12 protein-coding genes are annotated in these 13501 nt (G+C 36.0%); 2 read left to right on the top strand and 10 right to left on the bottom strand.

Translation table 11 applies throughout. From position 1 onward, the window contains the following. Nucleotides 1–7: 7 nt before the first annotated feature. The 8 genes from MKX83_RS06920 to MKX83_RS06885 form a co-directional block, all read right to left on the bottom strand. Nucleotides 8–1333, bottom strand: a complete 1326-nt coding sequence (locus MKX83_RS06920; protein WP_289433178.1) for an oligosaccharide flippase family protein — start codon at nucleotides 1331–1333, stop codon at nucleotides 8–10. Between the two features lie 585 nt (nucleotides 1334–1918). Next, the gene (gene abc-f, locus MKX83_RS06915; protein WP_340978190.1) at nucleotides 1919–3805 is read right to left on the bottom strand and encodes a ribosomal protection-like ABC-F family protein; all 1887 of its coding nucleotides are present in this window, start codon (nucleotides 3803–3805) and stop codon (nucleotides 1919–1921) included. Nucleotides 3806–4009: 204 nt separating this feature from the next. Further along, a complete protein-coding gene (locus tag MKX83_RS06910) occupies nucleotides 4010–4180 on the bottom strand; it encodes an RAxF-45 family protein (RefSeq protein ID WP_307317536.1) in 171 nt (56 codons plus the stop codon). A gap of 425 nt (nucleotides 4181–4605) precedes the next feature. Continuing rightward, entirely contained in the window at nucleotides 4606–5241 is a 636-nt protein-coding gene (locus tag MKX83_RS06905) for a response regulator transcription factor (protein ID WP_095370110.1), read from the bottom strand. Beyond that, nucleotides 5238–6281 (bottom strand): sensor histidine kinase, encoded by a 1044-nt coding sequence (locus tag MKX83_RS06900; protein WP_341054723.1) that lies wholly within the window; start codon nucleotides 6279–6281, stop codon nucleotides 5238–5240. Before MKX83_RS06900 ends, MKX83_RS06905 begins: the two co-directional genes overlap by 4 nt. Further along, complete coding sequence (gene liaF, locus MKX83_RS06895; protein WP_095370112.1) at nucleotides 6278–7009, bottom strand: cell wall-active antibiotics response protein LiaF; 732 nt, start codon at nucleotides 7007–7009, stop codon at nucleotides 6278–6280. The genes MKX83_RS06900 and liaF overlap by 4 nt, the downstream gene beginning before the upstream one ends. A 99-nt stretch (nucleotides 7010–7108) precedes the next feature. Next, entirely contained in the window at nucleotides 7109–7753 is a 645-nt protein-coding gene (locus MKX83_RS06890) for a PspA/IM30 family protein (RefSeq protein ID WP_341054719.1), read from the bottom strand. Nucleotides 7754–7779: 26 nt separating this feature from the next. Further along, on the bottom strand, nucleotides 7780–8118 hold the full coding sequence (locus MKX83_RS06885; RefSeq protein WP_307317545.1) for a lmo0954 family membrane protein: 339 nt from the start codon (nucleotides 8116–8118) through the stop codon (nucleotides 7780–7782). Between the two features lie 198 nt (nucleotides 8119–8316). Between MKX83_RS06885 and MKX83_RS06880 the strand changes: the two genes are divergently transcribed. Continuing rightward, nucleotides 8317–9198 carry a VanW family protein gene (locus tag MKX83_RS06880; RefSeq protein ID WP_341058590.1) on the top strand — a complete coding sequence of 294 codons (882 nt, stop codon included), beginning with the start codon at nucleotides 8317–8319 and terminating at the stop codon, nucleotides 9196–9198. Nucleotides 9199–9825: 627 nt separating this feature from the next. Here the strand turns inward: MKX83_RS06880 and rraA are convergent. Both rraA and MKX83_RS06870 read right to left on the bottom strand, forming a co-directional pair. Further along, entirely contained in the window at nucleotides 9826–10305 is a 480-nt protein-coding gene (gene rraA / locus MKX83_RS06875; protein ID WP_095370115.1) for a ribonuclease E activity regulator RraA, read from the bottom strand. Between the two features lie 309 nt (nucleotides 10306–10614). After that, a complete protein-coding gene (locus tag MKX83_RS06870; protein WP_095370116.1) occupies nucleotides 10615–11757 on the bottom strand; it encodes a trans-sulfuration enzyme family protein in 1143 nt (380 codons plus the stop codon). Nucleotides 11758–11933: 176 nt separating this feature from the next. On the opposite strand from MKX83_RS06870, the gene MKX83_RS06865 reads away from it, so the two are divergent. After that, entirely contained in the window at nucleotides 11934–13457 is a 1524-nt protein-coding gene (locus MKX83_RS06865; protein ID WP_095370117.1) for an FAD-dependent oxidoreductase, read from the top strand. Nucleotides 13458–13501: the final 44 nt, after the last annotated feature.

The following is a 13501-nucleotide window of genomic DNA, read 5'->3' as shown; positions in this document are numbered from 1 at the left end:
TATTTTTTTAATAAAAACTTGTTTGTTTTGTAAGAAACCAAGTAACACCAATCTTCTTACATATCGTCATGTAATGCATGAACATTAATAAAATGGCTCCCATATTAATGCCTAAAATTACGCCATGCATTTGCAGACTTTCCATTGATCCAAATACATACATCGCAACAAAAGATATAAGTGTTGACCACACAGCATGATAAAAGGCATCTTTCATAAGACCCAAACCAATAAGAAATGCTTGCATAGGGAAAATAAAAAAGTGTAACAGAAAGAATGGCCACAGTAATTGCACATATATACTTGCTTCTATTGAGTGGAAAAATGTACTAGTTAAAGGTTCGGCAAAGAAATAAAAAATGGTAACAGATGGAACACCATACAAGAAGGTGATAAAAAATACTTGTTGAAGTAACCGCCGTAAGTAATTATGCTTCTCTTCAGCATATGCTCTTGAAACAGTAGGAATGAGCATAACCATAAAGGAATGAGCAATAAAAGCGGGAAACATTCCAATTGTCATTGCTACACCTGCAACCATCCCAAAATGTTCAGTGGCAATATCCGTACTGATTCCAGACTTTAGCAATGCCGCTTTTATTAAAAATGGTTGGATCGCATGGGTTAAAGCATGAAATATCCGTAGACCAGTTGTAGGGATAGACACCCCCATCAAGTTTTTCCACACACTCATACCAGACATCTGCTCAAACGGCAATTTCTTCATCCTTTGATACTGGATGACAAATAAATGAATGAAATAAGCAAAAATCGCTATTTCACTGCCAACAAATGTACAAACAGCTATAAAAACTGCCGTTTCCGTTTCAAAGCGAAACAAATGAAAAAGTAGAATCAGCAATGAAAGCTGAATGAATTTTCTCAAAAAATTGGCAGAAGCAATCTTCCCCATTTGTTCGTTGCCCATAAAATAACCTCTAGCAATAGAAGAAAATGAAATAATCGGTATGAGAATTATAGCCATCCACCTTAATAGTGGATGATAATCATCAAAAACAGTAATAAATGGGAGAATCGCTGATGCTAACGGGATTAATATAAGTGAAAAGATAACCGTCATTCTAATCACATGATTGAGCATACTATAGTGATATTTTCTATCCTTTTCCGCAATAAATTTAGAGATGGAAACAGGCATTTCAAAACTTGCTAATAAAACAATCAAAAAAATGGTTGGAAGAATAGACATATAAAGCCCTAAACCATGTTCACCTAACTGCCTAGCAAGCACCATATTAATCAGAAATTCAATACATTCACCTGCAAAAGCCGCTAGAATTAATAAAAGCAATCCCTTGAAGAACTTGTTCATTTCGCCTCTCCTTTTTGTCCCCACAAATAAATAATCTCTTCTATCCTATGAGACAACCCTAAAAATTATTAACCTAGTTGAATATTTGTTTACTGATCACTTCACTCTATTTTTGTTTTTTTCTAACCTAAAAAGGGATATACGTATGGAACAATGGATGGTAGATAAAGTCGATATAGCCACTGCAGGGGCGGTTCACTTGCATTTGCTAGAGAAGGGATATTTTTGTCTTTCATCAAATATTAATGAAGAAAAAGGGTAAGAAACCTCATGGATAATTCTGTAAATTGAACACTTCATTTTTAGTATCTTTGTCCTATACGAAGGCTTTGAAAAGAGTAAAAGGGTTGCTCAAAAGTCGAAGAAGTGACTTTTTGGACAACCCTTTTTAATGTGATATTCTGTTTGCTAATCCATCAACTGCCTACACACCATAAATGGACAATGGATGTGTGGCGATGTTTCTTACATCAACACTTTTTGCTGATTTTTATCCATATACACAGGTATAGTCAGTCTGATTTCCAATCTTCAGCTTGCATGCTACCCATGTATAACTGGCACAGATAGTACCGACCTTTCTATCTATTCTTCCAATAAAGATGCTGACCACTTCTTATATAAGTAATCCAGTTCTATTTGACATTGTTCCTTCTCATATTGTAAGTCTTGCAACATGCTCAAGGCTTCACCAGTCATCATCTTTCTTTCTATTATCTGTAATCTTTCTTCTAGCTTTTCCAATTCCTCTTCTATATCATCTGTTTGATGAATATTTTGTTTTACTGTACTTTCCCTTTCAACCTTTTTTATCGCTCCCTTAATTGGAGGTGCCAACTGTTGAATTTGGTTGCACCACTTTTCCCATGCATATGTGAATGAACCATTAAAATAGGAAAGCCTTCTCTGATTCAATATATACGTTTGGTTGAATAATAGCTCGATGAAATAACGATCATGAGAAACAGCTAAAATGGTTCCTTGAAATTCCTGCAGTGCCTGTTCAAGTACTTCTCTCGATTCAATATCGAGATGATTTGTGGGTTCATCAAGGATAAGAAAATTCACATTTTGATACATGAGTTGTGCTAAACGCAGTCGCATGCGCTCACCACCACTTAACTGTTTCACCTTCTTATGAACGGCATAACCATAGAAAAGAAAATTTGCGAGAATCCCTCTCGCTTCTCCCTCCGCTACAGCATGTATTTCCCTGAACAATTGTAGTACGGTTTTTTCTTGGTTTTCTCTCTCTGTAAATATTTGTTGAGCTAAGTAGCCAATTTTACAATTACTACCTACTCGCACTTCTCCTTCATCTGGAAGTAAACGTTGTAAAATTAATTTTATTAATGTAGTTTTACCGCTGCCGTTTTCTCCAACAAGCACTGCACGATCTTGAAAACGTAAATGCATGTCAATACTTTCTAACACAATCTCTCCACTAAAAGACTTTGTCATATTTTCTATAACTAACGTGTCTTTCCCACTTCTCTCTTCTGCTGCCAAATGCAAATGTAGTTTGCGATGAGAAACGGGTTTTTTTATCTTTTCCATCCGATTTAGTGCCTTTTCCATACTACTTGCTTTTTTATGGAGCCCGGCATTAGGTGGGTTGGCTTGATTTGCCCACTCTCTTAACCTTTTTATCGATTCTTTCATCTTTTTTATTTTCTTCTGTTGATCTTCATACTTTTGAAATTCCTGTAATAGTCGACTTTCCTTTTCTTTTACATAATCAGAATAATTGGTATGATAATTCGTTAATTCTTCATCTTCTAAATCCATAATCATCTTCACAGTTTGATCGAGAAAGTACCGATCATGTGAAACCATAACAATTGTCCCCTCATAATCTTTAATAAAACTTGTTAACCAATCAACAGCTTGGAGATCAAGATGATTTGTCGGTTCATCCAATAATAATAAATCTGGTTTCTTAAGTAGCTCTTTGGCTAAGCAAACTTTTGTTTTCTCTCCACCACTAAGCATTTGAAACTTTTTCTCCATTAATGTTTCTATACCAAGTCCATTAATGACTACTTTTATTTTTCCTTCTATTTCATAGCCGCCGTCATTCATAAAATAATCTTGTAACTTCCCATATTCATTGAGTAGTTGTTCCACCCCATTCGAGGTGTGTGATTGAGCTAATTTTTGTTCCATATCTGTTAGTTTTCTTTTTACCCCAAGTAAATTAGAAAAGGCTTCCTCCACTACATCCAAAGCAATAACTGATTCATTATATTCTGGTATTTGATGTAAATAGCCAATCACAATATGTTTACGCCAATGTATTTGACCTTGGTCAGGTTGTTCTACCCCAGCCATGATTTTTAATAACGTAGACTTTCCACTACCATTTCTCCCAACAATACCTACTCGCGAGTGGTTCCGTATGTCAAAACTAATATTAGTGAAGACTGTATCACCACCGTACAATTTCGTTATATTTTGTCCGCTCGTTATCATTTCATTTTCCTCCATATTAAGAATAGCTCATTTCGTCACTTGTCAGCGTTAAAGCTCATTTTTTCCTACCACCGTAAGCAACATGAGCTAGACAGAAATTTGATTAAATGAAAAGAAGGGCCACAGAGAATAAACTTCTCCTGTGACCCTTTTCTCATTTAAATATAAATACTCACCTGTATCCATACAAGAAAATATTCAGTATTATGATTGTGCTCTTTGACGGGTGTAAAGAGATGTTTCACTGCTTATTTTAGCTATGCAATTGTTATAAAAGGACAGACGTATCCCGTTAGCAGTCATTGCGCCAAAAATTGCACAGAAAATAGTTAAATGTTCAAGCCATTTTCCACGCGTTAAAACAGTTCCTCTCATCTCTTCTACACCTCCTTTTTCCATTCAGTTACTACTAGTTTAAATGAAATATTCTAAAATAACAATCATTTTCAAACATATATTTTATCGATTTTTTGATTTTCTGTGCTGTGGGAAAAGGCTAATATACCCATCTACATTGGCTACTTTCAAATTTATAAATATCATGATAATCTACTCACTGTTATGAATGTAGGCTTGGTTAAGTACCCTTGCTCGTTTATTCTGAGTAAAATTTTCTAAGTTAACTATCCTATTAAAAATCCCCAGTAAATAGCAGTGCAAAAGCTAGCTCAATATCCCTTTCCCTTTATTAATTGACTAAAAGGACATCAACATTTGACTTAGAGTTAAGATAAATGCATCTCTACACCAATCAGGTTAAGACCAAAAAAAGAGAGCTTCATCACAAAACTCTCTCTAAACTATTCTTTCACTATATGATTCTTAAATGCATAGATTACGGCTTGAGTGCGATCTTGGACATCAAGTTTACTTAAGATATTACTTACATGTGTTTTAACCGTTTTTAAAGCAATGTATAGTTCATCAGCAATCTCTTGATTAGTTTTTCCTTGCGTCATATGAAGTAGAATTTCCATTTCTCTACTGGTTAATTCTTCATGGAGAGGTTGTTCTTTTTTTCCTCTCATCTTTAACATCATTTTTCCAGTGACCTCAGGTTCTAAAACAGATTCTCCTTGTTGTGTTCTGCGAATCGCGTGAGCAATTTCACTTGCTTTTGATGTTTTTAACATATAGCTAGTAGCTCCTGCCTCAAGTGCTGGATAAACCTTTTCATCATCTAAGAAGCTCGTTACAATTATTATTTTTGCTTCTGGCCATTGCTCAACAATTTGCTTTGTCGCTTCAATCCCATCCATTTCTTTCATCACTAGATCCATTAGAATAATATCTGGTCGTAATTCCATTGCCAGCTCGATCGCTTGTTTACCGTTATCCGCCTCGCCAATTACTTCTATATCAGGTTGAGCTGATAAATAAGCGGTCACACCAATCCTCACCATCTCATGGTCATCTACAAATAATACGCGTATCATTTTTCATCGCCCCCTCCACCTTCAATAATTGGTACTTTTACTTCTAATCTTGTTCCTTTATTAGGAAGGCTGATCATTTTTAATGTACCACCAATCTCTAGTGCTCTTTCATACATATTTTGAATACCGTATGAACCTGCTTTTGCCTTATCTACATTAAAACCGATGCCATCATCAAAAATACGTAGAATAGCAAATCCGTCACGTTGAATAAGTAATACATCTAAGGTGTCTGCTTTTGCATGACGCAAAGTATTGGAAACAGATTCTTGTAGAATGCGAAAAAGGTGATCCTCAATCCCTTTATCTAAATAAAAGTCCTCTGCTCTCCATTTGATATTCATTGTGACTTTTTGTTTTAACTCAAGCAGCAGTTCCTCGATACCTTCTATTAGCTTTTTTCCTTTTAAGGCAACAGGGCGTAGGTGAAGCAATAAAGCACGCATTTCTAGCTGGGATTGGTGAATCATCCCTTCTACTAACTGCAATTGCTTAACCTCATTGGCCGATTTTTCCTCTGTTTGTTCCATAATCGCTGACATTAACATAGATGCAGCAAATAACTGTTGACTGACTGAATCGTGTAATTCTCTTGCCAAACGATTTCTTTCTTCATATATAATTTCTTGCATACGATTATCAATATCTTTCGCTTTTTCATTTGCGAGCCGTTGCGTATACTTTGCCTGTTCTGATATTTGCTTCTGTATTTTAATCATTCTTTGATATATGTTTTGAACATCAGCACTTACTTCCTCATGATTAACCGTGAGTACTCTTCCTTCTTCTACCTCATGAAGCCAGCCTTCCATCTCTTTCAGTTGCTTCTGCCATCTATAACCAGATAATAACCCATAAAAAACACCTAATAAGATGCTTATCATTGGTGCAAACAATGCAAAGGGAATATCAACTACTTTAAAATGCCAGAAATCAATCAGGCGAATAGGGAAAACAAAATAAAACGACAACATCATGCTGATAAGTAATAGTAATGAAAGAAGCACTCCATATAAGATCTGACGTTGAGCCATATTCATGAGCGCTTCACCTCTATATCACCCACAATTAAAGAGGTGACGATTTTCACCTTTTGTTCAGTTTGGTTATAATTTTCCGTCTCAAAAATATAATTGCGGTTAAAAGCTCTTTTCTCTACCAAATCGAAAATTTGGCTAGAGCCAACAATAACAGAATGATTGATTGACACCTCTACATCATAAGGAATATATATGCGTACATTTCCAATAAGGTTTTTGATAAATATGATATTCTCTTGATTAGGTAATACCGTATAGCTCAAATCAATTTCAGTATCCCCTAAGCCACATTGGATATTTATATCTCCCCATTCATATACCTCTTCAGAAGTATTTTGATGCCCACTGATTTTATTCGTTAATAAGTTCTTCTTCTGAACCACAGCCTCTTTTCGCTCATCTGCTTTCCGCTGTTCTGCTCTAGGCTGAACCTTCTTTGGTTTCTTTTTCGTTAAGTAAAATTGATAACCAAAATGAACAATAAGTGCAAGGATTAACAACTTGAATGCCATCATATTAAAAATAGTAATCGCAAAAAGTAAAATCCCTAGCCAAAAAAGGACCTTGCCCCTAGTCTTCGGCATCCATTTACGACCAATATAGATCATACCAATTTCAATGATAATTGAGAAGATCAGCCCATGATTAAAAAAGAACATTTCTAAAATAATCATTGCCAAGGCAATGAATATCCACATTTTATAGTCCTCATTCCATTTTTCAAACATGTGACATCCCTCCTAATCATGTTGTTTAAAAAGGCGCAAGTCGGCCTTACGCCTTTCAATGCTTGTTTCTCGGTCAATTATCTTTAGCATACCATGTTTTTATGACTGCAAGGAATCATCCTTTTTCATTTTCAATTCTAAATCAGCAATTTTTTTATCAATATGATTATGGAAGTATTGATTTTGCACTTTTTGTTCTAACTCTGAAATATATTTCTCCATATCATTAAACTTATCATAAGCAGTTTGGTGGGAGTGTTCTTCTCCTAATACTTTATTCATTTTTACTTGGGCACGGGTTACATTTTCTCTCCCCATTAATTGCATCCGGCGAATTTGCATATCCTTTAGTTTATGCTTCATTTCTTCATACTGTCTTTCTAACTTTCCAAGCTCCTCTGATGCTTCTGCCACCATCGTTTGTAATTTATCTGCTCTTTCAGAAAAGTACTGTGCTTCTGTCTTCGCAAATGTTGCTAGCTCCTCTTCACCCGCTCGTTCAGCAACTTCCGCTTGTCCTTTTCTTTTAGTAGCCATATCCATGGCATGGGCAAGTTCTTTACGAAATTCTTCTCTCAGCTTAAATTGTCTTTCGATATATTTTTTCACTTTTTCTGTTTCTTGCTCACTTTGCCTCAAATACTGATTTAATAACGCTATTGGATTTTTACTATCCTTTTTGTCGAGCACCTCATTGATATCTGTTACAATCGTGTTTTTAATTCTTGTTAATAGATTTACCATATTGTCTCCTCCTATTGTTTCAAAGCTTATTTATGAAGATCGGACCATTGCTTCTCAAAGTTCACAAATGGATCATCACTTTGTCTTGTTTTTGGCTTTTCTTTATTCCAATTTTTATAAATCAGGTAAATGACATAAAGAGCTAGAACAGCTAAAATTGCTGGGATATTACTGATAGAGAACAATAGTAAAACGACACCTACAGTACCCCAAGCTACTTTTTCCCAACCATCTGTTTTGATAAATTGTTTAAATACTAAATAAAGTAATGCAGCTGTAATCGCTAATGCGATAAGTGAACCTAAATTCGCCAATACAACTATTGCCGCAATTCCACCTGCTATGATTAAAAGAAATTTTTTCATTTCTCATCCTCCTTTCACTATTTATCTTACCTATTTATAAGATCGTACATAACGTGCCACAGCTTGATTTTGCTCTAAGACTTAAGTCTGAACGAGAGCTGAGTCCATTTTATTCTATACATGTAAAACTAATTTAAGTTCATACTACAATTGGGAGGTGTGACAATGTCTCATTCTTGATTGCTTTCATTTTTGTTAATGATTTCACCTATCAATGATGATTCCATATTCACAATTAAAAAAGAAGATAAAGTAATTACACAAATACAGAGAGAGGACTTTGCTATTCCACAGTCCAATTTGCCATTTATTGAAATGAAAAAATTCGAGACATTTATGGAAGATCTCGATAAAAAAACATTTATTGCCCCTAAAGACGCCTATATTAAAGGAAATATGATTATCTCAGAAATTGAAGGAAAGCGTTTATACCGTAAAGAATTCAAGAATCAATTTTTTCGTTATTATTTCTCCAAAGGAGTCTCAACTATCCAGCTTCCTCTTATATCTGTACCAGCAAGAGTGGATAAAGACTTAATCAGTCAAATCAATGTGAAAACAATTGGACAGTATGTCACTTACTTTAATAGCAATAATCAAAATCGCTCTCATAATATTTCATTAGCTACTGAGGCTATTAATAATTATGTCATTTTTCCTGAAGAAACATTTTCTTTTAATGAGGTTGTTGGGAGAAGAACGAAGGATAAAGGATACCTACGTGCGCCCGTAATTGTAAGAGGGGAACTATCTGAAGATATTGGTGGCGGGATATGCCAGGTCTCTTCTACACTATTTAATGTCGTCGATCGTGCCGGTGTTGAAATTGGCGAGAGATTCTCCCATAGCAAAAGAGTCCCTTATGTACCAAAAGGAAGAGACGCAACAGTAAGTTGGTATGGACCAGACTTTACCTTTACAAACCCTTATGAGTTTCCTTTACTTATAAGCGCACACGTTTATGGTGGTCAAATGATTGTTGTAATCAAATCTTCAGACGAAATTGAGACTTCACCACGCCATGTTCCCAACGCTTCAAAGATATTACCAAAAGAAATACGTGCAAACGGAGATACTTAAAACGGAGAATTATTATCCGACCTTATTTTATACCCTCTGGGGATTAAAAGTGACAGCCTAAATTCTTAAATAACGAATGTTCATGTCCCCTTCAAGTAGATAAAAAACCTTCATGATTCCATGAAGATTAGAATACTACTTGGAGGATTTTTTCTATGCCAAAGAAACCTAAAACAGCCGTCCCCTGCCGATTTAAATGAATGTGGGTGCTTAATTACACAGATTAATGACGGCAATGAACATACCACTCATCATTCGAAAGCTATCCAACAGAAATGATTTAACTTACATTAGCTGTTCTTCGTTCAAATCAAGGCTTTGAATATAACTTAAAGCTATTCAGCTGCCGATTAGGGGGATTTACAAAATTAAGAGCAGCCACTCACGCAAAGGAAGGCTGTATAGAATCACTCTTTTCACCTCACCCTAAAAAAACCGCATAGCTGTATATAAGTAATTGGGAGGCAGGAGACAAACTACCCGAGGATTACATTTACTATTACGATTACAAAAGGAGATAAAGAAACGCGTGCCTATTGAATATTATCGACACGCGTTCTTTGATTTGTTTTTTTATGTTGACTACTTGAAAGGGGCAAGACCAAGGATTATTTTTATTATTCCCTTTTATAACAATGGCTTTTCTGAAACAATGACACCATCTTCATCAGCGTATACATATTCGTCTGGCAACCAATCAAGCCCCCCAAATGTCACGATCGTATCCCTATCTCCTTTGCCAGCTTTTCTACTTTTTAATGGACTACTACCAATTGCTAATACACCAATATCCATTGATGCTATATCTGCTGTATCTCGCACACAACCATATATAATGACACCCGCCAATCCGCGCGTTTCTGCAATTTTTGCTAATCGATCGCCCATAAGTGCACATCTCCTTGACCCGCCACCATCAACAACAAGCACATGACCTTCTGGGATACTTTCCAGTGCTTCAAGTACAAGTACATTATCTTCAAAAACCTTAACTGTTGAAACCTTACCATGGAATCTCTTTTTCTTACCGTATGAATATAATACTTCTTGATTTACCTTTACATATTCATGATGGTCGTCACATAAATCTGCTGTTTTAAAAGACATGATATCCCTCCTCACTCTACTAATTAATTTCGTCATCCGATGAAAAGTTTCCTTTGTCTAATGGAAAGAAAAAGTGATGACTTGCATATAAGTGTAATGAAAGGGGTGGATCATTATCGCTTATTTATGGATAGCAACAAGCGCTTATTTACTCATCGTTGGTTTGGCTGCTGGCGTTTTTGTTTACACATTAAGGTACGCGCTTCATTCAAAAGATTCTACCCAAATAGATGAAAAAAAAGAAGAGATAGATGACCTCTTAAATTAAATATTTTAAGGCTGTGACCACCACCGTCACAGCCTTTCTTTTTACTTATTCATTGCTTTTTCAATAGCCATGGAAAGCTGTGAAATAATATCTTCGTAATGTTCAATACCAATGGAGATTCTAATCAAATGCTCATTAATGCCTAACGCCTCACAAGTTTCTTCTGGTACCGCACGATGCGAAGTTGTAATTGGATGTGAAACAGAAGATTCAACACCAGCTAAAGTAGGAACAATTTTTATCCACCCTAGTGAACGGAAAAAAGTTGATACATCAGCTTGTTGTTTCAGTTCGATCGTGACCATTGCCCCGTATCCATATGCTCCATTTTGTTCGAAGGGATAATAAACTCTCTCCACTCCTTCATGAATAAGTAAAGCTTCTGCTACTTTTTTCGCATGATAAGATTGTTCCTTCATCCTTAATGCTAATGTCTTTGCTCCCCTTACTGTTAACCATGCTTCAAAAGGACTTAAGTTCACGCCAAGATTTACGACTTTTGCTGCAGCCAGTTCGATTAACTCAGTACTACCAACAATGACACCAGCAGTGACATCACTATGCCCACCAATATATTTGGTCGCACTATGAACAACCATGTCTACCCCAAGCTCAATCGGCTGACAATGAAACGGTGAAGCAAATGTATTATCAATCAATGTCTTCAGATTGTATTTTTTCGCCAATGATACAACAGCTTTAAGATCTTCTACTCTTAATAAAGGATTAGTAATTGATTCTGTATATAAAAGCTTCGTGTTCTCTTTGATTGCCGCCTCGACTTGCGTCATATCGCTAAAAGGAACAATTGTTACGTCAATACCGAATTGCGTGAGCTCTTCCACAATAAGATGAAAACTTCCTCCATACACATCATCAGTAGCAATAATATGATCACCATTTTTAGCCACTGCTAATATTCCTACCATAATGGCACCTAAACCTGATGCAGCTGCAACTCCTGCTGCTGCACCTTCTAATCTTGCGACAACTTCTCCTAACTCATCAGTGTTTGGATTGCCTGATCTCGTATACAAGTAGTTGCCGTTTCCACTATAAAAACCCTCTAGTTCTTCTAAACTTTTAAAAGTAAATGCAGAGGTTTGATAAATCGGTGTTGCTTTACTTTGAATTGTGCGCTTTTCTTTTTTATCTCCATGTAATAATGCCGTCTCAAATTTCATCCTATTGAATCTCCTTTTTATACACCAAAAGTATAAATCACCTTGTTTTATTTTCATAAATTTCTTAATTCTATCATTATAGCTCACTGTACTTTTTTACGTCAATTGAGGAAAGAAGTATAAGAAACATCCATAAGGCTATATTAAACGGAGATATATATTTTAGAGGTGATTGTATGAATAATGAAAAAAATAATATGCCGAAATACCCTCAATCGTACTGGTTGGAAGCAAAACAACTCCAATATCAATCATTGGACGGTAACACTAAAACAGATGTAGTTATCATTGGCTCTGGTATAACAGGGATTACTTCAGCTTACTTATTGGCTAAAGAAGGGTTGAAAGTGATTTTATTAGACGCCGGGGAAGTTTTAGCAGGAACGACTGGCCATACAACTGCAAAAGTGACTGCACAGCATGGTTTAATATATGACGAGTTGATTGAACATTTCGGCATAGAGCAAGCAAGACTGTATTATGAAGCCCAAGCTGATGCAATAAAAATGATTGAAAAAGAAGCAGCAAATATAAATTGCGATTTTAGTAATGAAAGCTCTTTTATCTATGCAACCAATGATCAATACAGTGAAAAATTAACTTTTGAATATGACGCCTATAAAAGATTGGGGATTATAGGGCAATTAAAAGAGAGTATCCCATTCTCCATTCCAACTACAGGTGTGCTTGAAATGAACAATCAAGCACAATTTCATCCGGTTAAATATTTAGAAGGCTTACTTAAGCGTTTCATCGACTTAGGAGGTACTGTTTATGAACAAACAACGGTCGTTGATATCGAGGAAGGTAAACAACCTGTTGTCATAACGAATAAAGGGCATCGTATTTTATGTAACTATGTTGTTATGGCATCCCATAGCCCATTTTTAAAATGGAAAGGTTTATATTTCTCCAGGCTTTTACCTGAACGGTCCTATGTAATTGCTATCGAAAGTGACGACGATTTTGAAGGTAACATGTACTATTGTGCCAATAACCCTGTCCGTTCGATCCGTGCTACAACTTCAGAGGAGACTGGTAAGAAACTTATTCTTATTGGCGGAGAGGGTCATAAAACAGGAAAAGGCATTAACACTTATCAACATTACGAGACATTACAGGCTTTCTCTAATGAGGTCTTCGGGGAAAAGCCAATCACCTTTCGCTGGTCTGCACAAGATTTAACTTCATTAGATAAAATACCTTATATTGGTCCTATCACATCTAATGAAAATAATATCTTCGTGGCTACTGGTTATCGCAAATGGGGTATGACAAACGGTACAGCTGCCGGAATTTTGTTAAAAGATTTAATAACTGAACAGCATACACCTTATCAGGAACTTTTTAACCCATCGAGATTTCATGCGAACCCTAGTATTAAAAACTTTATCACTTATAATGCAGATGTTGCAGGACAATTAATAAAAGGGAAACTCGAGCCAGAATTTAAGCATCCTGAGGATCTAGCAAATAATGAAGGCGGCCTGGTGAAAGTGGATGGAAAACGCCGAGGCTGTTACCGCGATGATGATGGCCAACTTCATATTGTTGACACAACTTGTACTCATCTAGGTTGTGAAACAGAATGGAATGCCGGCGATCGCACTTGGGATTGTCCATGTCATGGATCCCGTTTTTCATATGATGGCGAGGTCATTGAAGGTCCAGCAACTGAACCATTGGAAAAGATGGATTAACGCATATGACCATAAAGGTAAGGTAAGCTAAGTTTTGGAAACTT

Origin of the sequence: Cytobacillus sp. FSL M8-0252, from assembly GCF_038007345.1 — a bacterium.
Taxonomy (GTDB): domain Bacteria; phylum Bacillota; class Bacilli; order Bacillales; family Cytobacillaceae; genus Cytobacillus; species Cytobacillus kochii.
This window is presented reverse-complemented; position numbering and strand designations above follow the sequence as displayed.

What these genes read in the sequence shown, in the direction of transcription:
- MKX83_RS06870 (WP_095370116.1), bottom strand. Translation starts at nt 11,757, where the DNA reads ATGAAATTTGAGACGGCATTATTACATGGAGATAAAAAAGAAAAGCGC.
- rraA (WP_095370115.1), bottom strand. Translation starts at nt 10,305, where the DNA reads ATGTCTTTTAAAACAGCAGATTTATGTGACGACCATCATGAATATGTA.
- abc-f (WP_340978190.1), bottom strand. Translation starts at nt 3,805, where the DNA reads ATGATAACGAGCGGACAAAATATAACGAAATTGTACGGTGGTGATACA.
- MKX83_RS06880 (WP_341058590.1), top strand. Translation starts at nt 8,317, where the DNA reads ATGATTTCACCTATCAATGATGATTCCATATTCACAATTAAAAAAGAA.
- MKX83_RS06890 (WP_341054719.1), bottom strand. Translation starts at nt 7,753, where the DNA reads ATGGTAAATCTATTAACAAGAATTAAAAACACGATTGTAACAGATATC.
- MKX83_RS06905 (WP_095370110.1), bottom strand. Translation starts at nt 5,241, where the DNA reads ATGATACGCGTATTATTTGTAGATGACCATGAGATGGTGAGGATTGGT.
- MKX83_RS06865 (WP_095370117.1), top strand. Translation starts at nt 11,934, where the DNA reads ATGAATAATGAAAAAAATAATATGCCGAAATACCCTCAATCGTACTGG.
- MKX83_RS06885 (WP_307317545.1), bottom strand. Translation starts at nt 8,118, where the DNA reads ATGAAAAAATTTCTTTTAATCATAGCAGGTGGAATTGCGGCAATAGTT.
- MKX83_RS06910 (WP_307317536.1), bottom strand. Translation starts at nt 4,180, where the DNA reads ATGAGAGGAACTGTTTTAACGCGTGGAAAATGGCTTGAACATTTAACT.
- MKX83_RS06920 (WP_289433178.1), bottom strand. Translation starts at nt 1,333, where the DNA reads ATGAACAAGTTCTTCAAGGGATTGCTTTTATTAATTCTAGCGGCTTTT.
- MKX83_RS06900 (WP_341054723.1), bottom strand. Translation starts at nt 6,281, where the DNA reads ATGAATATGGCTCAACGTCAGATCTTATATGGAGTGCTTCTTTCATTA.
- liaF (WP_095370112.1), bottom strand. Translation starts at nt 7,009, where the DNA reads ATGTTTGAAAAATGGAATGAGGACTATAAAATGTGGATATTCATTGCC.